A 19,938-nucleotide genomic window follows, 5' to 3' on the forward strand; every position below is an offset into this window, starting at 1 on the left:
AATCAGGCGGGATAGATGGCGCCGAGAACGCGCGCACCGCGCGCGCCGGTCACGCTGGCGAGGTTGCCTGCCTGGCCGAGCATGGTGCTGCGCGCCAGCCATGCAAATGCAGCGGCCTCGACCTCCTGCGGCGGCAAGCCGCGTTCGGCGGAGGAGAGCACTTCGAGGGACGGTAGCAATGCGCGCAGGCGCGACAGGAGATGGAGGTTGAGTGCGCCGCCGCCACACACGATCAGCAACTGGCTGTCGGGCCCGTAGCGGGTCAGATGGGTCGCACAGACCTGGGCAGTCAGTTCAGTCAGGGTGGCCTGCACATCGGCGGGCTTGGCGTCCGTCGTGCCCATGTGCGAAGCCAGCCAGTTTGGGTTGAACAAGTCGCGACCGGTGCTCTTGGGCGGCGCCTTCGCGAAATACGCATCGCCGAGAAGCCGCGACAGCAGTTCCGGCAGAACCTGACCGCTGGCCGCCCATTGGCCGGCCGCGTCGAAGGGCTGGCCGATGTGCGTCTGGCACCAGTGGTCGATCAGCGCGTTACCGGGACCGCAATCGAAGCCCAGCACCGTGCCGCTGCCGGCCGGCAGCAAGCTGAGATTGGAAATGCCGCCGATGTTCAGCACTGCCACAGCCCGGTCGTCCCGTGCGAACAGCGCCCGGTGGAAGCCGGGTACCAGGGGCGCACCCTGGCCACCCGCTGCGAGATCGCGACTGCGGAAGTCCGCCACCACGGGAATGCCGGTCAGCTCGGCGAGCAGGGAAGGGTTGTTGATCTGCAGCGTGTATCCGACGTCGTCGAATTCACCAGGGCGGTGGCGCACCGTCTGTCCGTGCGCGCCGATCGCGGTCACGGTATCGCCCGAGATGCCGGCATCGGCCAGCAACTGCTTCGCCACGCGCGCATAGACCCGGGCCAGGCCGTTGCCAGCCAAGGCGGCGCGGTGCAATTCGTTGTCGCCGCCGGGCGAATTGAGCGCCATCAACTCGGCGCGCAGGCTCACTGAAAACGGCGCTGCCGCAAAGCCCTGAACCGCGATGCGTCCGTCCGAGAAATCGGCGAGCACTCCGTCGACGCCGTCCAGCGAGGTGCCCGACATGAGGCCGATGAAGAGTTCAGCCATGGTTCGGGGAGTCGTGTGGTGGTCACCCGGGCCGCCAGGGCCCGTTGCTCAATCCGCGCTGGCTTGTACCACCGAGAACGCGGCCGAAAGCTCGGTGCGGGTCGCGAGGGCAAGGCGTTCGAACGCAGGGCGTGCCGCTGCGGTGATCGGGACACCACCTTCCTGCTGAGCGATGGTCGAGGGATCGTGGTATTCGCCGTTCACCCGGAATTCGAAGTGAAGGTGGGGGCCGGTGGCCCAGCCGGAAGAACCGACGGCGCCCAGGGTCTGGCTTTGGCTGATGCTCTGGCCGGTCTTGACGTCGATGCGGCTCAGGTGCGCGTAGGCCGTTTCCTGGTTGTTGCGATGCTTGACGATCACGATGTTGCCGTAGCCGCTTTGCGTGCCGGCAAACTCGACGGTGCCATCGCCAACGGCGCGGACGGGCGTGCCGGTGGGGGCTGCGAAGTCGATGCCGTGGTGCTGGCGCCAGCTGTTGAGGATCGGATGCAGGCGCATGGCAAAACCGCTCGATACCCGCGTGAATTCGACGGGCGAACTCAGGTACGCGCGGCGAAGGCTGTCACCGTTGGGGCGGTAGTAACCACCTTTCTGGCCGGGCTCCTGGAACCACAGCGCCTGGTGCAGCTTGCCGTTGCTCTCGAACTCGGCCGAGAGCACGCGGCCGCTGCGCAGCGACTGGCCGTCCGCGTCGAAGGTTTCGTAGACGACGGCAAAGCGGTCGCCCTTGCGCAGCGAGCGGAAGTCCACGTCGCCGGAGAAGACGTCCGCCAGCTGGCTGGCCACGGAATCGGGAATGCCTGCGTCATCCGTTGCCGCGAAAAGCGAGGTGCGGACGACACCGCTGGCGAGGCGGCTGCCGGGCGTTAGCGCGTCGGATTCGGTGCGGGCGGTGAAGCTGTCGCCCTTTTTCTCGACCACGAGGCGCTTGAAGCCGCCGTCGCCGTCGGGAATCCAGCGCGCGCTGAGCTTTTGCAGGGTGTTTTCCTGCGTGGCTTCCGCGGTGACTGTGCGGCCGGGGCGGCTGAGCAGGGCGGCGCGCGCTTCGGGATTTGCCCGGACGAAACCAGCGGCTGCCGGATCGGCGATGCCCAGACGCCGCAACAGCGCCTCGGCGGTGTCGCTCGAACGGGTGGTTTCGTTGCGGAACAGCGTGAAGCTGTGGGTGTCGAGCGCTTCGACCTGTTCGGCGAACGAGAGCGGCTTGACCGCTTCGAACACTTGCCTGACGGGGAGGTCGGCCGCATCGGGGCCGAGCGAGGCGACTGCAAAGGCACCGCCACCTGCGGACAGCAGCACGGAAGCGATCGCGGCCGTGATCTGCTTCGGGTATGTCCGAAATGTGTGGGCCACGCGCGAAGCAATCAGCTCCTCGGCGGCCAGAATGCCGTTGATCAAACTTAGAAATTCCAACTCAGGTTCTGCAGATCCGTGCTGCGAAGGCCGTGTCGAACGGTCGGCAGGACGGTGCGGGCACACAGCGCCGCTTAGAATCCGGCGCTTGAAAAGTCCGGCTGAGTATAGCTTCGGCCATACAAAATTCAGCCAAAAAGCCCAATGAACCCCGGTTTTGTTACATCCACAAGTCTGTCCGAAGGTGTAGGACGAGCCCTCGAAATTTCACTCCGTGGAACCGACGAGTTGCTCCCACAGGATGAATGGGTGCGCAAGCTCCAACGATCCGAAGCGACGGGAACCCCCCTGCGCATCAAGCTGGGTCTGGATCCGACCGCGCCGGACATCCATGTCGGGCACACGGTGGTGCTCAACAAGATGCGCCAGTTGCAGGATCTCGGGCACACCGTGATCTTCCTGATCGGCGACTTCACCACCACGATCGGTGACCCGTCGGGCCGCAACAGCACCCGGCCACCGTTGACGCGCGAGCAAATAGAGGCAAACGCCCAAACGTACTACCGCCAAGCCAGCCTGGTCCTCGACCCTTCGAAAACCGAGATTCGTTACAACTCCGAATGGAGCGACCCGCTGGGGGCCCGCGGGATGATCCAGCTGGCGGCCAAGTACACCGTGGCGCGGATGATGGAGCGCGATGACTTCAGCAAGCGCTTCAAGGCGGGCCAGTCGATCTCGGTCCACGAGTTCCTGTATCCGCTGATGCAGGGCTACGATTCGGTCGCGCTCAAGTCCGACCTCGAACTCGGCGGCACCGACCAGAAGTTCAACCTGCTCGTCGGTCGCCATCTTCAGCAGGAATACGGTCAGGAGCCGCAGTGCATACTCACTATGCCGCTCCTGGAAGGTCTCGACGGCGTCGAGAAGATGTCGAAGAGCAAGAACAACTACATCGGCATCAGCGAGGACGCGAACACCATGTTCGCCAAGGTGCTGTCCATCTCCGACACGCTGATGTGGCGGTGGTACACCCTCCTGAGCTTCAAGTCCCTCGCCGAGATCGCAGCCCTCAAGGCCGAGATCGACGCTGGCCGCAACCCGAAGGACGCCAAAGTTGCCTTGGCCAAGGAAATCACCGCCCGCTTCCACAGTCCCGCTGCAGCCGAAGCCGCCGAGCAGGACTTCATCAACCGCAGCAAGGGAGGCGTGCCCGACGAAATCCCGGAAGTCGCCTTGTCAGGTGCCCCTCTCGGCATCGCCCAACTGCTTAAACAAGCCGGCCTAGCCCCTTCGACCTCCGAAGGCAACCGCCTCATCGACGGGGGCGGCGTCCGCGTCGATTCCACGGTGATCAGCGACAAGGCCCTCAAGCTCCCCGCGGGCAACTACGTCGTTCAGGTCGGCAAGCGCAAATTCGCTCGAATCACGCTGACCTGACCGAACGCGGCCGGCGAAGCCCGGCCCGTTCGCGGTACACCGCGGATCCGGCTCCGCCGGTGCTGCCCCCGGTCAGGGGGTAGGCGAAGCGACACGAAGTGCGCGCAGCCTGGGGGCGAGCAACAGTCACCTGACTTCGATGGTCACCCGTCGATTCCTCGGCTCATTGACCTCATCGGCCGTCGGGATGGCCAAGTCGCGTTCGCCGCGACCGACTGCTTCGACGCGTGCCGCCGGAAAGCCGCGCGCCACGAAGAGTTGCCGAACAAGCAACGCCCGGCTGCGCGAGAGTTCGTCGTTGCGATTGACGGCGCCGACGGTGTCCGTATGCCCGGTGACCACGATCTCGCCACCGCTGCGCGCCAGCGCCGCGGCCAGGGCCTCGCTCATCACGGCCAGCGACGCCGGTGTGAGGACGGTGCCTCCCGCCTCGAAATACAGCGTGAATCGTTGCGCCGGGGGTGGCATCAGATCAAACAGTGCCTTGTTGTCGGCCTTCACGCGTTCGGGGTCGGCCTTGTCGACGACGGGCGCGCCCCGTTTCCCCACTGCGGCAGTCGCGCGCTCGAACGGTTCCGAAAGCGTCTCTACGCCGTCTTCGGTGCTCACGATCACAGCCGACGGCTTGCCGTCGGCCTGGGGCAGCAGCACGACACGCGTCCCGGGGGTGGAGCATGCCGAGAGCAGCGCGAGCGAGAACAGGGCGGACAGAAGCGAGAAACGACGAAGCATCACGGCTGACCGTCCACCTGCACGATGAAATCAGTGCCTCGAATGCCGATCACTGCGGTCTGCGTCTCGACCCGCACGGCGTCGGGATGGGTCTTGCCGATGAGGCCGGTGATCATGCGCATTGATCCGCGTAGCAGCGATACCAGCATGCCGCCATCCTGCGTGGTCGAATCGAAATGGAATTGCTTGAGGTCCAGCCTCGAAGATGGACCCACGACCAGCGAAGTGCCGTCGCGAAGCACCATGCTCGCGCCGGAGTCGGCGCCGGTCACGATGCGGTCGATGGGCTCGACCGCATCGCCGGGCGTCGCGCCGCGCGAGGCACCGTCGGCGCTCAGCAGTTGAACGTCGCCGCGCACGGACTTCAGGGTGCCAGCCCGAATTTCGCTGGCCGCGGGCGACGGCGCGCCGCCCGGTGCGGTCTGGGCCCACGCACACGTGTTGGCGGCAAGGAGGAAGCCGCTCAGGGTGATGGCAATGCGCTTTTTCACGAATGCTTCTGGAAAGTCCTGGAATGTCAGGCAATAGTACGCGAGAGGGGTTTCGCTGATCGAGCCACGATAATTCGCCACGATTGTTCAGCCTTCCTTGAAGTCATTTCTCTCTTCGACCTTGATTTGAATCTCGCCGCACTGAGCCCCAGGCAGTTGCTCCGCGTCTCGATCGCAGTCGCGATCATCACCATTGTGCTCAAGGGCGCGGCCGGGTATATCACCAATTCCATGGGTCTGATCTCGGACGCCATGGAATCGTTCGTGAACCTCGCGAGCGCGACCTTCGCATTGGCGATGGTCACGGTCGCCGCGAGGCCGGCCGATGAAGACCATCCTTACGGCCATCACAAGGCCGAATACTTCTCTTCGGGTTTCGAGGGGATCCTCATCATCGGCGCGGCCATTGCCATCTTGTGGGTGGCCGTCGCGCGGCTGTTGTCGCCACAGCCGCTCGAGCAGCTCGGGTGGGGCCTGGCCCTGTCCATCCTCAGTTCGGGCTTCAACGGTGCGCTCGCCTTCGTGCTGTTTCGCGCCGCTCGCGTCCATCGTTCCATCGCGCTGGAGGCGGATGCGCGTCATCTGCTGACCGACGTCTGGACGTCCGCCGCAGTCGTGATCGGCATCGTGGCGGCCGGGTTGACCGGCTGGCTCTGGCTCGACCCGCTGCTTGCCATCGGCGTGGCGCTGAACATCGTGCGCGAAGGCGTGAAGCTGGTCTGGCGTTCGTCGCAGGGCCTGATGGACGAAGCGCTCGATCCCGAATCCCTTGCAGTGCTGGATACGACGCTGAAGCGCTTCGCGGCGAGCGTGCCCGAAGGCGCGGAGCTGCGTTTCGACGACATCGTCACGCGCCGTGCCGGCCAGCGTCGCTTTGCCGATCTGCACATGCATGCGCCAGGCACATGGTCGCTCGAGCGTGCAGCTGGCTTGCGCGATGCGCTCGAGCAGGCGCTGATGGATGCGGTGCCCGGCCTGCGCGTGACCATCCAGTTGCTGCCGCTGAGCATGGAAGCACGCGCGACGCAGAAGGAATACATGGCATGAAGGCATTGCTTCAGCGCGTGACCAATGCAAGGGTCGATATCGCGGGTCGCACTGTCGGCGCGATCGATGCGGGGCTGCTGGTGCTGCTGTGTGCCGAGCGCGGCGACACCGACGCGCTGGCCGATCGCATGCTCGCGAAGATCCTGAAGTTGCGGATCTTCTCGGACGAGGGCGGCAAGATGAACCGCAGCGTCCAGGACAACGGCGGCGGCCTCCTGGTGGTGAGCCAGTTCACGCTCGCGGCTGACGTGAGCGGCGGCAACCGCCCTAGCTTCACACAGGCTGCGCCGCCCGATGAAGGCCGGCGGCTCTACGAATACTTCGTGGCGCAGGCGCGTGCCGCGCATCCCGTGGTGGCGACCGGCGAATTCGCGGCCGACATGCAGGTGCATCTCGTGAACGATGGCCCGGTGACCATTCCGTTGCAGATGGCGGCCTGAGGTCCGGCGACTTCAGTAGGGGTTCCGGATGCCGAGCCCCGCGAGGATCTCGATCTCGCGCGCCTCCATGGCTTCAGCGTCTTCCTCGCCGGTCTCGTGGTCCCAGCCCTGCGCGTGGAGGGTGCCGTGGACCAGCAGGTGGGCATAGTGCGCGGCTAGCGTCTTGCGCTGCTCCTTCGCTTCCTTCGCGACCACGGGCGCGCAAAGCACCAGGTCCGCCATCACGACCGGCGCCTGCGCGTAGTCGAAGGTCAGCACGTTGGTCGCGTAGTCCTTGCCGCGGAATTCGCGGTTGAGTTGCTGACCTTCTTCTGCATCGACGACGCGCACTGTGAGTTCGCCGTCCGCATCCAGCGCATGACGGATCCAGCGCACGACGCTATGACGGGGGAGTGCCGCCCGATGGCGCTCCACCCCCTTGAAGCGCGCGAACTGCAGGGACAGAGACAGTGCAGCCAGCGCCATGTCAGCGTGCCGCGCCGCGCTTGCGCGCATTGTCGTAGGCGTCGACGATGCGGGCTACCAGCGGATGCCGAACGACGTCGGCGCTCGTGAAGTGCGTGATCGCGATGCCGTTCACGCGCTTGAGCACCCGCTCCGCGTCGATGAGCCCGCTCAATTGCGCCTTCGGCAGGTCGATCTGGCTCACGTCGCCGGTGACCACCGCCTTGGCGCCGAAGCCGATGCGCGTGAGGAACATCTTCATTTGCTCCGGCGTGGTGTTCTGAGCCTCGTCCAGGATCACGAAGGCATTGTTGAGCGTGCGGCCGCGCATGAAGGCCAACGGCGCGATCTCCAGCGCATTGCGCTCGAAGGCCTTCTGCACGCGGTCGAAGCCCATCAGGTCGTAGAGCGCGTCGTACAGGGGCCGCAGATAGGGGTCGACCTTCTGCGTCAAGTCGCCGGGCAGGAAGCCGAGGCGTTCCCCGGCTTCCACCGCGGGCCGGGTCAGCACGATGCGCTGCACGGCGCTGCGTTCGAGGGCGTCGACCGCACACGCCACGGCGAGATAGGTCTTGCCCGTGCCGGCGGGGCCGATGCCGAGCGTGATGTCGTGGTTCGCGATGTTGTGCAGGTACACGCTCTGATTGGGCGTGCGTGCGCGCAGGTCGGCGCGCCGCGTTGCCAGCATGACGGCGCCATCTTCGGCCTCCGTCATCGATCCGTCGCCCGCAAGGGTCAGTTGGACGACCGCAGCATCGATCGGCCGTTGGGCGATCTCATAGAGCGCCTGCAGGACTTCCATCGCGCGCTGCGCGTTGACCTTGGGCCCGTCGATCTTGAACTGCTCGTGACGGTGCGCGATCTTGACGTTGAGTGCTTCCTCGATCCGCCGCAGGTTCGCGTCGAGCGGGCCGCAGAGGTGTCCCAGGCGCGTGTTGTTGGGCGGGGCGAAGGTGTGTCGCAGAATCACGCGGATTTCATTTTCAAAAGCGAGAAGGGCACCCATGATAGGCAAACTCACCGGCATCCTGGCCGAACGCAATCCGCCGCAGGTGGTGGTGGACTGCAACGGCGTCGGCTACGAGGTCGATGTGCCCATGAGCACTTTCTACAACCTGCCGGGCGCTGGGGAGCGGGTTTCGCTGCTCACGCACTTCGTGGTGCGCGAGGACGCGCAGATTCTCTATGGCTTCGGCACTGCCGCCGAACGCGCGGCCTTTCGCCAACTGATCAAGATTTCCGGCGTCGGGCCGCGCACGGCGCTGGGCGTGCTCAGCGGCATGAGCGTGGACGAACTCGCGCAGGCCATCACGCTGCAGGAGGCCGGGCGCCTCGTGAAGATTCCCGGCATCGGCAAGAAGACGGCCGAGCGGCTGCTGCTTGAACTCAAGGGCAAGCTCGGTGCGGAAATCGCGCTGCCTGCACACGCGGCGAGCGACGCGCAGGCCGACATCCTTCAGGCGCTGGTCGCGCTCGGCTACAGCGACAAGGAAGCCGCCGCAGCGCTCAAGGCATTGCCGAAGGACATCGCGGTGGGCGAGGGGATCAAGCTGGCGCTGCGGGCGCTGGCCAAGTAGGCGGCTCAGCGCCAGTCCTGCATCGCGAGCGCCATCGCGAACAGGACGGTCTGCACGACCACGACGATGCCGTGCCGCTGCATCAGCTTGCGAGCCTCCAGCACGCGATCGGCCAGTGGGCGCGGTCCGTCGGAACTGCGGCGCAGGCCGAGTTTTTCCAGGCTGTTGTCCAGGGCGGACGGCGAGGCGATCGCACCTTGCACGAGCCCTTCGAACAACGAAGCGACGAGCGCAAGGCGAAGTGTCAGATAGCGTTCGGGCAGTCCGATCAGCCCGACCATCGCGTAGATGAACCAGGCCGACGAAGGCAGCGATCGCCCCGTGAGAGCCAGCACCAGCGCGGCGATGAAGGCGAGCGCGAGCCCCCAAAGCGCCAGCGCGCCGCTGGCACGCAGCAGGCCGGCAGTGGTGGCGCACAGCGCGCGATCGTTGTCATTCATGAGGTGATTTGGCCCCTTCCCGGTGGCGCATTCTGCCGCAGGGCCGGCGCCAACAGGCTCTAAACTGCGCCCTCAGCCCATTGCCCCATGACCATCCAGACCGACGATTTCGCCCCGGCCCCGCAACGCGTGGTGTCCGCCGCGCCCGCCTCGCCCAACGAAGAAGCCATCGAGCGCGCGTTGCGGCCCAAGCTGCTCGACGAGTACGTCGGCCAGGCCAAGGTGCGCGAGCAACTCGAGATCTTCATCGGCGCGGCGCGCCATCGCGCAGAGGCGCTCGACCATGTGCTGCTGTTCGGCCCGCCGGGCCTGGGCAAGACCACGCTCTCGCACATCATCGCGGCCGAACTCGGTGTGAACCTGCGCCAGACTTCCGGCCCGGTGCTGGAGAAGCCCAAGGACCTCGCGGCGCTGCTCACCAACCTCGAGCGCAACGACGTGCTCTTCATCGACGAGATCCACCGCCTCTCTCCCGTGGTCGAGGAAATCCTCTATCCAGCGCTGGAGGACTACCAGATCGACATCATGATCGGCGAGGGTCCGGCAGCGCGCAGCATCAAGCTCGACCTGCAGCCCTTCACGCTGGTCGGCGCGACCACGCGCGCTGGCATGCTGACGAATCCATTGCGCGACCGCTTCGGCATCGTCGCGCGGCTGGAGTTCTACACGGCCGAGGAACTGGCGCGCATCGTGCGACGCAGCGCCGGTCTCCTGGCCGTGCCGATGGACGACGAAGGCGGCCTGGAGATCGCGCGCCGTTCGCGCGGCACCCCCCGCATTGCCAATCGGCTGCTGCGCCGCGTGCGTGACTACGCGCAGGTCAAGGGCAATGGCCGCATCACGGTCGACGTGGCGCACAAGGCGCTGGCGATGCTCGACGTCGATCCCCAAGGCTTCGACCTGATGGACCGCAAATTGCTCGAAGCAGTCATCCATCGTTTCGACGGCGGGCCGGTCGGGCTGGACAACATCGCCGCCAGCATCGGCGAGGAATCCGGCACGATCGAAGACGTGATCGAGCCCTACCTCATCCAGCAGGGCTACCTGCAGCGCACGCCGCGCGGCCGAATCGCGACGCTCGCTGCGTATCGGCATCTGGGCGTTGCGGCGCCGCAGCGTGACGGGGACATGTTCGGCTGATGCGGCCTGCTCAGATCGATCGTGAACGCACGTTCGCGGCGATGAGCCACTGCGCGGCGTAGTAGCTGGCCAGCACCCACAACGCAGCCACCGGCAACGGCGAGACGAAGCGATTGGTCGCCAGCAAGGCGTCGCTCAGCATGAAGAGGCACGCCCCTGCGGCGACCCGCCGAGCCGATGCATCGCTGAAAACCGCCGCACGCCCGAGCGCCTGGGCTGCCATGCAGGCAATCACCACGACATAGATGCCCACGGGCACCCGCAGGCCGGAGGGCAAGCCGCCCCACAACAGGAAGGCGTACATCGGCACGCCGATGGCCAGCGTGGCGGCGAGCGCGCGCCGCAGTGGAAACAGGCCGACTCCTGAGGAAAAGAGTGCGATATACGCCACGTGCGCCAGCAGAAAGCAGACGAGACCCGGCACGAAGAATTGCGGCCACATCAGAAGAACGTCACCGGCCAGCGATGCCACGAGACCGGCCGTCAGCAGGAGGGCGAAGCGGCCCGGCATGTTCGTTGAGCGGGCGCGCACCAGCGCAAAGGCGATGAGGATCACTAGCGCGAGCGGCTTGAAGACGAAATGGAGGCCGGCGATGCCCAGGGCGCCGCTGGCGGTGGCCAACGCCGCTGCATCGATGAAGAGGACTTCGATCACCGACAGGCGGCCCTGCAGCACCGCTCCGGTCGCCCACAGGCCGGCCGTCAGCGCGACGAGCCACACCAGCGAGGAGGTAAAGGGTAGCGTGTCGGAATACCAGAGGAAGGCGGTGGCGCCGCCCAGCAGCGCGACGAACTGCATTGCCGCAAAGACCTGCGCGCCGTGCGAAGCCCGCGGTTCGTAGCGACGCACCTGGCTGATGTCGAATGGCGGCTTCGGATCCGCCGCCGCCACGTCAGCCGGCCGCCAGCCCGGCGGCTTGACCCAGATGCGCAGCTTGTCGCTCCAGCGCCGGGTGCGCCACGTGTCGCGTGCGAGCGACCAATAGACCTCGGCATTGGCCCAGACCGGATCCCAGCTCTGCAACGGACTGCGCGTGCCGTAGACGCAGGGCTCGTCTTCTTCCTTGAAGCTGCCGAAGAGGCGGTCCCACACGATCAGCACGCCGCCGTAGTTGCGGTCGATATAGCGGTCGTTCACGGCGTGGTGCACACGGTGATTCGATGGCGAGCAGAACCAGCGATCGAACCAGCCCAGCTTGCCGACCTGCTCGGTGTGCACCCAGAACTGGTAGAGCAAATCGATCAGCGCGACCGCGCCGAAAACCAGGGGCGGCACACCCGCCAGCGCCATCGGCAGATAGAAGATCCAGCCGAGCAGCACGCCGCTGGAGGTCTGGCGCAGCGCGGTGGACAGGTTGTAGTGCTGGCTCTGGTGATGCACCACATGCGCGGCCCACAGCACCGCGCTTTCGTGACCGAAGCGATGCAGCCAGTAGTAGCAGAAGTCGTAGAAAACGAGTGCCAGCACCCAGCCGTACCACTGCATCCAGAAGTCATCGTTGCGGAAGAGGGCAAAGGCCGACCAGATCGCCGTGTAGATGCCGATGCGCAAGAGCCCGGTGATCGCCGCGCTGATCTGGCTCAGCATGCCCAGGCCAATGCTGTTGAGTGTGTCGGGCAAGCGGTAGGTGTCCTGGCCGGTCCCGCGACGGGCGCGCAGGCGACCCACGAAGAATTCGACCCCGATCAGCAGAAAGAAGACAGGGGTCGCGAGAACGATGATTTGGCCGGGTCGCATGCGTCGGATTTTCCGGTGCACGCGGCGCGACTTCGTCGCCGGCTTGTCATGGTTTGCCCGAAGAGACCCGCCGTTGTCATCGACAGGTCACACCTGTGCCATAGCCGCGTCACGGGTGGAAGCGATCGTGTCCGTCCATGCAACGCGACGACGCCTTTCTTCGCGCATGGCGCGATTCCGCCCCCCAGCTTCCCGAGCCGGAAGACGGGGATGCCCTGTATCCCCCGCAGAAATACCGCACGCTCTGGATCTCCGACCTGCACCTGGGCACGCCCGGCTGCCAGGCACGGGCGCTGCTCGATTTCCTGAAGCACAACGACTGCGAGACGCTGTTCCTCGTCGGCGACATCATCGACGGCTGGCAACTGCGACGTCACTGGTACTGGCCGCAGGCACACAACGACGTGATCCAGAAGCTGCTGCGCAAGGCGCGCAAGGGCACCCGCGTGATCTTCATTCCGGGCAATCACGACGAGTTCGCGCGCAAATACCTGCACCACAACTTCGGCGGCATCGACGTCGCGGAGGAATGGATCCACGAAACCGCAGACGGTCGCAAGCTCTGGGTGATGCATGGCGACCTGTTCGACGGCGTCATCCAGTGCGCGAAATGGCTGGCGCATCTCGGCGACTCGCTCTATGAATTCACGCTCAAGCTGAACCGGCATCTCAACTCCCTGCGTGCGCGGATCGGGCTGCCGTACTGGTCGCTGTCGAAGTACCTGAAGCTGAAGGTCAAGCGCGCGGTCAACTACGTGGGCGACTTCGAGAACGCGGTGGCGCGCGAAGCCCGCAGGCGGGGCGTGCACGGCGTTGTGTGCGGCCACATTCACCACGCGGAGTTGCGCGACATCGACGGCATCCTCTACGCCAACGACGGCGACTGGGTCGAGAGCCTCACCGCACTGGCGGAGCATGCCGACGGCTCGCTGGAGATCCTGCACTGGGCAGAGCACATGCCCGTCGAGGCTCGCGCCGGGCGCGCGGCTCCGCGGCGCGAGCCGGCGCACGCATGACGCGCGCTGCGCTGCTTTCCCAGCGCCCCTCGGACCGGACCGTCGATCTCGTCTACTTCAACGCCGGCGGCGGCCATCGCGCCTCCGCACTGGCGCTCGAGGCGGCCATCCATCGTGCGGGTCTTCCGTGGGCGGTGCGGCTGGTCAACCTGCGCGAAGTGCTGGACCCGAAGGACAGCTTCCGCAAGTTGACGGGCATGGATCCGGAAGACGTCTACAACAAGCGCCTGGCGCGTGGCTGGACGCTCGGCCTGGCGCAGGAACTCAAGCTCCTGCAGGGAATGCTCCGCTGGGGGCATTCGACGTTGCTGCGGCAATTGCAGCAACATTGGCTCGCGACCGAGCCCGACATGGTCGTGTCGCTGATCCCCAATTTCAACCGCGCGTTGTGCGAAGCGCTGGCTTCGACATTGCCCGGCGTTCCCTTCGTGACCGTGCTGACCGACCTGGCGGATCACCCGCCGAACTTCTGGATCGAGAAAGGCCTGGACCAGCACTTCGTCTGCGGGAGCCCCAGGGCAGTGCAGCAGGCGCGCGAGGCCGGCTATTCGGACGATCGCATCCATGCGAGTTCCGGCATGCTCATCCGCTCCGCATTCCATGACGCGAAGCCGATCGATCGTGCCGCATCGCGAATTTCGACGGGCCTCGACCCCGATCGCCCGACCGGCATCGTGCTGTTCGGCGGGCAGGGCTCCAAGGCCATGCTCGGCATCGCGAAGCGACTGCCCGACACGCAACTCATCCTCGCTTGCGGCCACAACGCCAAGCTGGCTCACGTCCTGCGCGCGCTGCCGTCGCGAGCGCCGAGGCTGGTGCTGGAGTTCACGCCCGACATCGCCCGCTACATGCAACTGGCCGATTTCTTCATCGGCAAGCCCGGACCCGGCAGCCTCAGCGAGGCGGTGCAGATGCACTTGCCAGTGATCGTCGTTCGCAATCGCTGGACCCTGCCGCAAGAGCGCTACAACGCCCTATGGGTGCGCGAACAAGGTGTGGGGCTGGTCTGCGCAAGCTTTGCGAAGGTCGCGAAGGCGGTCGACGAACTGACCTTGCACCTGGAGCGCTATCGGGCCGCGACGCGCGGAATTCGCAACGAGGCGATCGTGGAACTGCCTCGCATTCTTCAGAGCATCCTCGAAGGTAGAACTTTAGAGTTACAACTCGGTTACACTCGCGCGTCCGGACGCCCCGCAGGGTCGTGGGAAAGCGGGACAACCGAGGAGAAGCTGTGGAGAAATCACCCTGGTACGTGGCGGCGGGCCTGACGGCAATGGCGGCATGCCTTCTCGGCTGCGATGGAAGCAGCAGGGAGGCTTCGATCATTACCGGCACCGGCGCCGCATCGGCGGCGCCCTCGGCCTCGTCATCCCCGGTCGTGGTCACGTGGCAGCCGCAAGACAAGCCGGCAGAGTTCCTTAGTGCCTGGCGGCGTCCCAAGGACTAGCCGGCACTGAAGGTCCCAAAGCAAAAAAGCCTGCTATCGAAGTGATAGCAGGCTTTTCTTGTTTGGTGGCTCTTCACGGACTCGAACCGCGGACCTGTGGATTATGATTCCATCGCTCTAACCGACTGAGCTAAAGAGCCGAGCCCGAGATTATAGCAAGGCTCCAGGCCACTTTCAGCTGCCCGTCGAAGTTTCTTGAACTGCAGGGTGCTCCGTCGTCCCGACGGAATGCACGTCACGCGGTCCGGACGGCGGTGCAAGCCGGGGAGCGTGAGGTCAAAATCGCTCGATGCCCGCGCCCACCGCAATCCCCAGTTTCGACGGCACCTCGCCGGACGACGAGTTGATGCTCGCCTACGCCGGCGGGGAGGCTTCCGCCTTCGACGCGCTCTATGCTCGCAATGAATGCGCGCTCTATCGCTTCGTGCGGCGCCTGCTCGGAGTCCGCTTCTCGGGCGAAGTCGACGAGGTGTTCCAGGAAATCTGGATGCGGGTGAGCACCGGTCGCGACAGCTTTACGCCGCAGAGCTCTCCTTGGCGGATCTGGGCCTTCACCATCGCGCACAACCTCGCCATGGACAGGCTGCGGTTGAGTGGGCGCGAGGTCGCGTTCTACGCGCACGATGAAGACGGCGATGGCCTCGAGGCCGCGCAACTCTTCAGCCGTGGATTGCTCAGTGACGACGGCGGCGCGGCCAACGACCCCGCGCACCCATCGGAGGAGGAACTCGCCTTCTGGCGCGCCGCTGGCCGCCGGCTGCTGGCCTGCCTCGACGAATTGCCGAACGAACAGCGCGCAGCGTTCCTGCTCCACCACGAGGACGGCTTCACCGTCGAGACGCTGACCGGCACGCTCGACGTCGGCGCCGAAACCGTTCGCAAGCGATTGCGCCCAGGCTTGAAGAAGCTGCGAAGCTGCATGGAGCGGTACTTGTCGATTCTGGAACAAGGCATCGGTCCATCGGAGGACAGCGAGGACGACCTGCGCGATGCGCGCTTGTGGCAGGCACTGGAATACGCTCCGGACCAGAACACGGCGCCTGACTGGCGAATTCGCAAGGCGATCCTGAAAAGGGCGAGCGATGCCGTTGGCGCGGCTGATCCGGATGAGGCGGAAGCGGAGCTGGAACTGGCGGCGCGGCCATGGTGGCGCATCGGCCCGGCGGGCGGCAAGCGCTCGCGCATGCCGTGGGCAGCAGCGTTGGTGACGTTGGTGATTGCGACGCTGGTGGCGCTGCTCTGGCAGGGCGAGCCGGTGGTCGCGCCGCAGCCCGATTCGCCGCAAGTTCCCGCGACGACGCCACAAGCAGGAGGCGCGAGCACGTCGCAGCGGCCGAGCCTGCCCGAGTCCGGCCTGCCTCGGGATTCGTCACCGGCCTCGTCGGCATCAACCATGCCTTTTGCGTCGTCGGAGCCACAGGCCCCACCTGCGCCGGAGCCGAAGCCTCCGGTCACCTCCGTCGCACCATCCCCCCCGCCATCGGCGAAGGCGCAGAAGCCGCCTCAGGCCATCGCGCCGCCGCCACCGTCGAGACGCGAAAGCGCGGACGCGGCGAAATCTGCGCAGCCTGTCGTGCCGGCCACGCCTTCGGCGAGTGTCTCGCCGCGTTTGACGCCGCAAGAGTCACCAAGCGCTCGCTCGAGCATGGGGGACGATGCGTCGCTGGCGCTACGTTCCGACACCGCGGCCCGGCCATCGGCACCCGCCGCGCCTGCAGGCGGCGCACCCAGCGTCGCACGCGCTGCGCCCCCGCCCTCCGTGCGCACGGAGGCCACCGACCCTCCGACCTTCGCGGCACTTTCCCAATGGAGCCGCATCACGATCACACGTCGCGGTGGAGAAACCCGCACCCTCCAACGCGCCGAAGCGCGTGACCTGAATGCGTTGCTGGGTTCGGCCGCGATCTCTGCCGTCAGGGCGCAGCCGCTGTCCGGCACGCCCGAATACCGGATCACGCTGGAGCGCGATCGCGAAGTGCTGGCGGTGTTCGAAGTCGCGCCGGCCCAGGTGCGCTGGCGTGAAGGAAAGACGCCGTCCGCTACCGGGGTGCCGTCGGCACCGGCGCTCGCGGCGCTGCGGGATGCGCTGCGGGATGCGGTGCAGGCGCCGTTGGCGAACCCCGTACCGGCCGCTGCAGCTCCGCCACAAAATCCCTAGCGCCCGTGGGCGCCGCCTCACTGGTGCTTGAAGTCCGCGGCGCGCTTGTTCAGGAAGGCGTCCATGCCTTCCTTCTGGTCCGCCGTGGCAAACAGCGCGTGGAACAGCCGGCGCTCGAACATCACGCCGTCCGACAGGCCGCTTTCGAAGGCGCGGTTGACGGATTCCTTGGCCGCCATCACCGCGATCTGCGAGAAGTTCGCGATCACGAGCGCGGCGCCCAGCGCTTCGTCGGCCAGCTTGTCGTAAGGCACGACGCGGCTGACCAGACCGGCGCGCTCGGCCTCGGTGGCATCCATCATGCGGGCGGTCAGGACCATGTCCATCGCCTTGGACTTGCCCACCGCGCGAGGCAGACGCTGCGTGCCGCCGGCACCGGGGATCACGCCGATCTTGATCTCGGGCTGACCGAACTTGGCGTTGTCCGCCGCGATGATGAAGTCGCACATCATCGCGAGCTCGCAACCGCCGCCCAGCGCGAAGCCGCTCACGGCCGCGATCACCGGTTTGCGGATCTGGCGGATGGTTTCCCAGTTGCGCGTGATGAAGTCACCCTTGTAGGCGTCGAGAAAGCTGTACTTGGCCATCGCCGCGATGTCGGCGCCTGCTGCGAACGCGCGCTCGCTGCCGGTGACGATGATGCAGCCGATGGCCGGGTCGGCGTCGAAAGCCTTCAGGGCGTGGCCCAGGTCGGTCATCAGCGCATCGTTCAGCGCGTTCAGCGCCTTGGGCCGGTTGAGCGTGACGATGCCGACCTTCTCGGCCTCGACGCGGACTTCGATGTTTTCGTAGCTCATGCGTGTCTCCTTGATACGAACAATCCGTCGGCCGGCGTGGCTACGGCCGAGTCAGCCATTTCGCGAGTTTCGCCGGGTCCTGCGCGAAGAGGCGCCATGTCGTCACCCCGGCGGGCAGTGTCAGCGGCAGGCGCATCAGGCGGCGGTCTCGCGCGACCAGCGCGGTGGCTTTCTTCAGCGGTCCCAGGTAGAGCGCGAGATCGTCCAGCCGCGCGAGCCGCCAGCCCTGGACCGGCCGGCCCTTCGCCGCAGGCAGCTCGATGCCGATCCATTCGTCGTTCGCCGAGAAGCCTGCCTGTTCGGCCGCGCCACCGCGCAGTACCACCTTGACCTGCACGCTGCCGCCGGTCTCGGCCACGCGAAGGCCGAGTTCCTGTGCGCGCTGCGCCGGATCGTCGAGTGCAGCGACGCCGTGCGCGCGCAGCAGGTCGGACAGGGGCAGTTCATCGGTCGAATGAACCCAGCTGGTGATTTCCTTCGCGAAAGAACGTCCGGCGATGGCCTCCAGTGCGGCGGCGAAGTCCGCCTCGGTGATGGGGCCGCCTTCGCTCTTCTTCCAGAGCAGCCGCATGACGTCGTCGAGCGAACCCTGACTTTCTGCGCGCAGGGTGAGATCGAAGCACATCGCGACAAGCGCGCCTTTCGTGTAGTAGCTCACCGTGGTGTTCGGTGTCTGCTCATCCTGGCGGTAATACTTGATCCAGGCGTCGAAGCTGGCTTCGGCCACCGATTGCACGAAGCGGCCCGGCGTCTGCTGCACCTGGTTGACGGTCTTGTTGACGAGCTTGAGGTAGGTCGCATCGTCGATGCGGCCGGCCCGCCGCAGCAGGAGGTCGTCGTAGTAGCTGGTAAAGCCTTCGAACAGCCAGAGCAACTGCGTGTAGTTCTCCTGCGCGTAGTCGTAGCGAGCGAACTCGGCGGGCCGCAACCGCTTCACGTTCCAGGTGTGGAAATACTCGTGGCTGATCAGGCCGAGCAGCGTGACGTAGCCATCCGTCTGCTTTCTGGCGCCGATCTGCGGCAGGTCGCGGCGCGTACAGATGAGCACGGTCGAATGACGATGCTCCAGCCCGCCGTAGCCATCGTCCACGGCATTGAGCATGAACACATAGCGGTCGTGCGGCGGCTTGGGGCCGCTGCGCTTGCCGACCTTTTCGCCATGCCAGAAGCGCATCTGCTCTTCGCAGATGGCGCGGGTGTCGGCGATCAGGCGTTCGCCGTCGAAGGACGCTGGCGCGCCCGCGATCACGAAGCGGTGCGGAACCCCGCAGGCCTCGAACTCCGCGCTCCAGAAGGCGCCCATCTCGACAGGGCTGTCGACCAGTTCGTCATAGCCGCTGGCGATGTAGCTGCCGAATCCGTGGCGGTCGACCTTCGTCGGCTTCAGCGCTGTTGCACATGACCAGCGGGTGCCATCCGCCGATGTCGGCGGCGCGAGCACCTCGAGCGCGTGCGGCGCATCGAGCTGGCCTTCGACCTGGAGGCACAGGCTGGTGCCGTTGAAGAAGCCCCGATCGGCGTCCAGCCAGGCGGTCCGCACCGAGTTGTCGTACGCGCAGACTTCGTAGCGCAGCACCAGCGGCTTGCCCGGCGTGCATTCGATCTGCCAGCTGCGCTTGTCGAGTTGCTCCGCCGCCAGCTTGCGCCGGCCCTGCGTCGCGCGCAGGTCCTGCAGGTTCTTCGAAAATTCGCGGACCAGGTAGCTGCCCGGAATCCACACCGGCAGCGCCACGCGCTGCAGCGCGACCGGCTGGTCGATGGTCAGAGTGACGGCGAAGAGATGTGCCTTGCGATCCGCGCACTCGACGCGGTAGTGAATGGCCGGCGCGGCCATCAACTGCGAGCGGCGAGTTGTTTTTCGACCTGCGCCGCCGGCAGTGCTCCCGGAGCGCGCGAACCGTCGCTGAAGATCAGCGTGGGCGTGCCGGTGATGTTGTACCTCTGGCCGAACTCGCGATTGCGGGTGAGCGCGGTGGTATCGCACTCGCTGGCGTCCGGCGTGACGCCGCGCTGCATCCAGTCGTTCCAGGCCTTGGTCTTGTCCTTGGCGCACCAGATATTGCGCGCCTTGGCGACCGAATCTGGGCCAAGCACCGGGTACAGGAAGAGATGAATGGTGACGTTGTCGACCTTCGTCATGTCGCGCTCGAACTGCTTGCAGTAGCCGCAGTTCGGGTCGGCGAATACGGCCAGCTGACGCTTTCCGTTTCCGCGCACGATCTTGAATGCGTCCTTGACGGGCAGCTTGTTGAAGGCGACCTCGCTGAGCTTCTCGACCCGCTCTTCGGTGAGGTTCTTGCGCTCCTTCACGTCGATCAGGTTGCCTTGCAGCAGGTAGTTGCCCTGTTCGTCGGTGTAGAAGATCTCGAAGCCGTTGATGCGCACTTCATAGATGCCCGGCATCGGCGACTTGGTGATCTCGTCGATCTTCGCGAACTGCGGGATGCGAGCGGCGAGGTTCTTTCGGATCTCGGCTTCGCCGGCGGTCGCGTTCAGGGCGTAGCCCAGCGTGAGAGCGGCCAGCGCGGCAAAAAGGGGGCGGGTAAGTTTCTTCATGGTGATATTC

Annotated in this window: 19 protein-coding genes and 1 tRNA gene; 8 read left to right on the forward strand and 12 right to left on the reverse strand. The window is 65.9% G+C overall.

Translation table 11 applies throughout. From position 1 onward, the window contains the following. Window positions 1-2: 2 nt before the first annotated feature. A complete protein-coding gene (locus QTI24_RS13675; RefSeq protein WP_286601131.1) occupies window positions 3-1,115 on the reverse strand; it encodes an anhydro-N-acetylmuramic acid kinase in 1,113 nt (370 codons plus the stop codon). Between the two features lie 48 nt (window positions 1,116-1,163). Beyond that, on the reverse strand, window positions 1,164-2,513 hold the full coding sequence (locus tag QTI24_RS13680) for a M23 family metallopeptidase (protein WP_286601132.1): 1,350 nt from the start codon (window positions 2,511-2,513) through the stop codon (window positions 1,164-1,166). Between the two features lie 159 nt (window positions 2,514-2,672). Here QTI24_RS13680 and tyrS point away from each other — a divergent pair, with 159 nt between their 5' ends. Beyond that, window positions 2,673-3,905: a tyrosine--tRNA ligase gene (gene tyrS, locus QTI24_RS13685; RefSeq protein WP_286601133.1), complete on the forward strand. Its 1,233-nt coding sequence runs from the start codon at window positions 2,673-2,675 to the stop codon at window positions 3,903-3,905. Window positions 3,906-4,031: 126 nt separating this feature from the next. Here the strand turns inward: tyrS and QTI24_RS13690 are convergent, their stop codons facing one another. Both QTI24_RS13690 and QTI24_RS13695 read right to left on the reverse strand, forming a co-directional pair. Beyond that, entirely contained in the window at window positions 4,032-4,637 is a 606-nt protein-coding gene (locus QTI24_RS13690) for an OmpA family protein (protein ID WP_286601402.1), read from the reverse strand. Next, window positions 4,637-4,996, reverse strand: coding sequence for a FecR family protein (locus tag QTI24_RS13695; protein ID WP_286601135.1), 360 nt, complete (start codon window positions 4,994-4,996; stop codon window positions 4,637-4,639). Before QTI24_RS13695 ends, QTI24_RS13690 begins: the two co-directional genes overlap by 1 nt. A gap of 258 nt (window positions 4,997-5,254) precedes the next feature. On the opposite strand from QTI24_RS13695, the gene QTI24_RS13700 reads away from it, so the two are divergent. Together QTI24_RS13700 and dtd are read left to right on the forward strand one after the other, a co-directional pair. Beyond that, the gene (locus QTI24_RS13700) at window positions 5,255-6,175 is read left to right on the forward strand and encodes a cation diffusion facilitator family transporter (protein WP_286601404.1); all 921 of its coding nucleotides are present in this window, start codon (window positions 5,255-5,257) and stop codon (window positions 6,173-6,175) included. Further along, the gene (gene dtd / locus QTI24_RS13705; RefSeq protein ID WP_286601137.1) at window positions 6,172-6,615 is read left to right on the forward strand and encodes a D-aminoacyl-tRNA deacylase; all 444 of its coding nucleotides are present in this window, start codon (window positions 6,172-6,174) and stop codon (window positions 6,613-6,615) included. Before QTI24_RS13700 ends, dtd begins: the two co-directional genes overlap by 4 nt. 12 nt (window positions 6,616-6,627) lie before the next feature. Here the strand turns inward: dtd and ybeY are convergent, their stop codons facing one another. Then, window positions 6,628-7,080, reverse strand: a complete 453-nt coding sequence (ybeY, locus tag QTI24_RS13710; RefSeq protein WP_286601138.1) for an rRNA maturation RNase YbeY — start codon at window positions 7,078-7,080, stop codon at window positions 6,628-6,630. A gap of 1 nt (window position 7,081) precedes the next feature. Next, on the reverse strand, window positions 7,082-8,029 hold the full coding sequence (locus tag QTI24_RS13715; protein WP_286601139.1) for a PhoH family protein: 948 nt from the start codon (window positions 8,027-8,029) through the stop codon (window positions 7,082-7,084). A gap of 34 nt (window positions 8,030-8,063) precedes the next feature. Here QTI24_RS13715 and ruvA point away from each other — a divergent pair, with 34 nt between their 5' ends. Continuing rightward, window positions 8,064-8,636 (forward strand): Holliday junction branch migration protein RuvA, encoded by a 573-nt coding sequence (ruvA, locus tag QTI24_RS13720; RefSeq protein WP_286601141.1) that lies wholly within the window; start codon window positions 8,064-8,066, stop codon window positions 8,634-8,636. Between the two features lie 5 nt (window positions 8,637-8,641). On the opposite strand, the gene QTI24_RS13725 is transcribed toward ruvA, so the two are convergent. Further along, the gene (locus QTI24_RS13725) at window positions 8,642-9,076 is read right to left on the reverse strand and encodes a hypothetical protein (protein WP_286601143.1); all 435 of its coding nucleotides are present in this window, start codon (window positions 9,074-9,076) and stop codon (window positions 8,642-8,644) included. An 87-nt stretch (window positions 9,077-9,163) separates the two neighbouring features. Between QTI24_RS13725 and ruvB the strand changes: the two genes are divergently transcribed. Next, the gene (ruvB, locus tag QTI24_RS13730) at window positions 9,164-10,216 is read left to right on the forward strand and encodes a Holliday junction branch migration DNA helicase RuvB (protein ID WP_286601145.1); all 1,053 of its coding nucleotides are present in this window, start codon (window positions 9,164-9,166) and stop codon (window positions 10,214-10,216) included. 10 nt (window positions 10,217-10,226) lie between these two features. On the opposite strand, the gene QTI24_RS13735 is transcribed toward ruvB, so the two are convergent. After that, entirely contained in the window at window positions 10,227-11,954 is a 1,728-nt protein-coding gene (locus QTI24_RS13735) for a lysoplasmalogenase family protein (protein ID WP_286601146.1), read from the reverse strand. A gap of 137 nt (window positions 11,955-12,091) precedes the next feature. On the opposite strand from QTI24_RS13735, the gene QTI24_RS13740 reads away from it, so the two are divergent. Then, on the forward strand, window positions 12,092-12,970 hold the full coding sequence (locus QTI24_RS13740) for a UDP-2,3-diacylglucosamine diphosphatase (protein WP_286601147.1): 879 nt from the start codon (window positions 12,092-12,094) through the stop codon (window positions 12,968-12,970). Beyond that, window positions 12,967-14,238, forward strand: coding sequence for a glycosyltransferase (locus tag QTI24_RS13745; protein WP_286601148.1), 1,272 nt, complete (start codon window positions 12,967-12,969; stop codon window positions 14,236-14,238). Before QTI24_RS13740 ends, QTI24_RS13745 begins: the two co-directional genes overlap by 4 nt. Window positions 14,239-14,480: 242 nt before the next feature. On the opposite strand, the gene QTI24_RS13750 is transcribed toward QTI24_RS13745, so the two are convergent. Then, window positions 14,481-14,557, reverse strand: a tRNA-Met gene (locus QTI24_RS13750). Window positions 14,558-14,706: 149 nt separating this feature from the next. Between QTI24_RS13750 and QTI24_RS13755 the strand changes: the two genes are divergently transcribed. Then, a complete protein-coding gene (locus QTI24_RS13755; protein WP_286601150.1) occupies window positions 14,707-16,575 on the forward strand; it encodes a sigma-70 family RNA polymerase sigma factor in 1,869 nt (622 codons plus the stop codon). A gap of 17 nt (window positions 16,576-16,592) precedes the next feature. On the opposite strand, the gene QTI24_RS13760 is transcribed toward QTI24_RS13755, so the two are convergent. The 3 genes from QTI24_RS13760 to QTI24_RS13770 are packed head-to-tail and all read right to left on the reverse strand — an operon-like array spanning window position 16,593 to window position 19,928. Further along, window positions 16,593-17,372 carry an enoyl-CoA hydratase gene (locus QTI24_RS13760; RefSeq protein WP_286601151.1) on the reverse strand — a complete coding sequence of 260 codons (780 nt, stop codon included), beginning with the start codon at window positions 17,370-17,372 and terminating at the stop codon, window positions 16,593-16,595. 40 nt (window positions 17,373-17,412) lie between these two features. Beyond that, window positions 17,413-19,206, reverse strand: a complete 1,794-nt coding sequence (locus tag QTI24_RS13765) for a M61 family metallopeptidase (RefSeq protein WP_286601152.1) — start codon at window positions 19,204-19,206, stop codon at window positions 17,413-17,415. Next, entirely contained in the window at window positions 19,206-19,928 is a 723-nt protein-coding gene (locus QTI24_RS13770; RefSeq protein ID WP_286601153.1) for a DsbC family protein, read from the reverse strand. Before QTI24_RS13770 ends, QTI24_RS13765 begins: the two co-directional genes overlap by 1 nt. Window positions 19,929-19,938 lie beyond the last annotated feature (10 nt).

It is taken from the genome of Variovorax sp. J22P240, from assembly GCF_030316855.1.
Lineage (GTDB): Bacteria > Pseudomonadota > Gammaproteobacteria > Burkholderiales > Burkholderiaceae_C > Variovorax.

What these genes read in the sequence shown, in the direction of transcription:
- QTI24_RS13675 (WP_286601131.1), bottom strand. Translation starts at nt 1,115, where the DNA reads ATGGCTGAACTCTTCATCGGCCTCATGTCGGGCACCTCGCTGGACGGC.
- tyrS (WP_286601133.1), top strand. Translation starts at nt 2,673, where the DNA reads ATGAACCCCGGTTTTGTTACATCCACAAGTCTGTCCGAAGGTGTAGGA.
- QTI24_RS13690 (WP_286601402.1), bottom strand. Translation starts at nt 4,637, where the DNA reads ATGCTTCGTCGTTTCTCGCTTCTGTCCGCCCTGTTCTCGCTCGCGCTG.
- dtd (WP_286601137.1), top strand. Translation starts at nt 6,172, where the DNA reads ATGAAGGCATTGCTTCAGCGCGTGACCAATGCAAGGGTCGATATCGCG.
- ybeY (WP_286601138.1), bottom strand. Translation starts at nt 7,080, where the DNA reads ATGGCGCTGGCTGCACTGTCTCTGTCCCTGCAGTTCGCGCGCTTCAAG.
- ruvA (WP_286601141.1), top strand. Translation starts at nt 8,064, where the DNA reads ATGATAGGCAAACTCACCGGCATCCTGGCCGAACGCAATCCGCCGCAG.
- QTI24_RS13725 (WP_286601143.1), bottom strand. Translation starts at nt 9,076, where the DNA reads ATGAATGACAACGATCGCGCGCTGTGCGCCACCACTGCCGGCCTGCTG.
- ruvB (WP_286601145.1), top strand. Translation starts at nt 9,164, where the DNA reads ATGACCATCCAGACCGACGATTTCGCCCCGGCCCCGCAACGCGTGGTG.
- QTI24_RS13735 (WP_286601146.1), bottom strand. Translation starts at nt 11,954, where the DNA reads ATGCGACCCGGCCAAATCATCGTTCTCGCGACCCCTGTCTTCTTTCTG.
- QTI24_RS13740 (WP_286601147.1), top strand. Translation starts at nt 12,092, where the DNA reads ATGCAACGCGACGACGCCTTTCTTCGCGCATGGCGCGATTCCGCCCCC.
- QTI24_RS13745 (WP_286601148.1), top strand. Translation starts at nt 12,967, where the DNA reads ATGACGCGCGCTGCGCTGCTTTCCCAGCGCCCCTCGGACCGGACCGTC.
- QTI24_RS13755 (WP_286601150.1), top strand. Translation starts at nt 14,707, where the DNA reads ATGCCCGCGCCCACCGCAATCCCCAGTTTCGACGGCACCTCGCCGGAC.
- QTI24_RS13760 (WP_286601151.1), bottom strand. Translation starts at nt 17,372, where the DNA reads ATGAGCTACGAAAACATCGAAGTCCGCGTCGAGGCCGAGAAGGTCGGC.
- QTI24_RS13765 (WP_286601152.1), bottom strand. Translation starts at nt 19,206, where the DNA reads ATGGCCGCGCCGGCCATTCACTACCGCGTCGAGTGCGCGGATCGCAAG.
- QTI24_RS13770 (WP_286601153.1), bottom strand. Translation starts at nt 19,928, where the DNA reads ATGAAGAAACTTACCCGCCCCCTTTTTGCCGCGCTGGCCGCTCTCACG.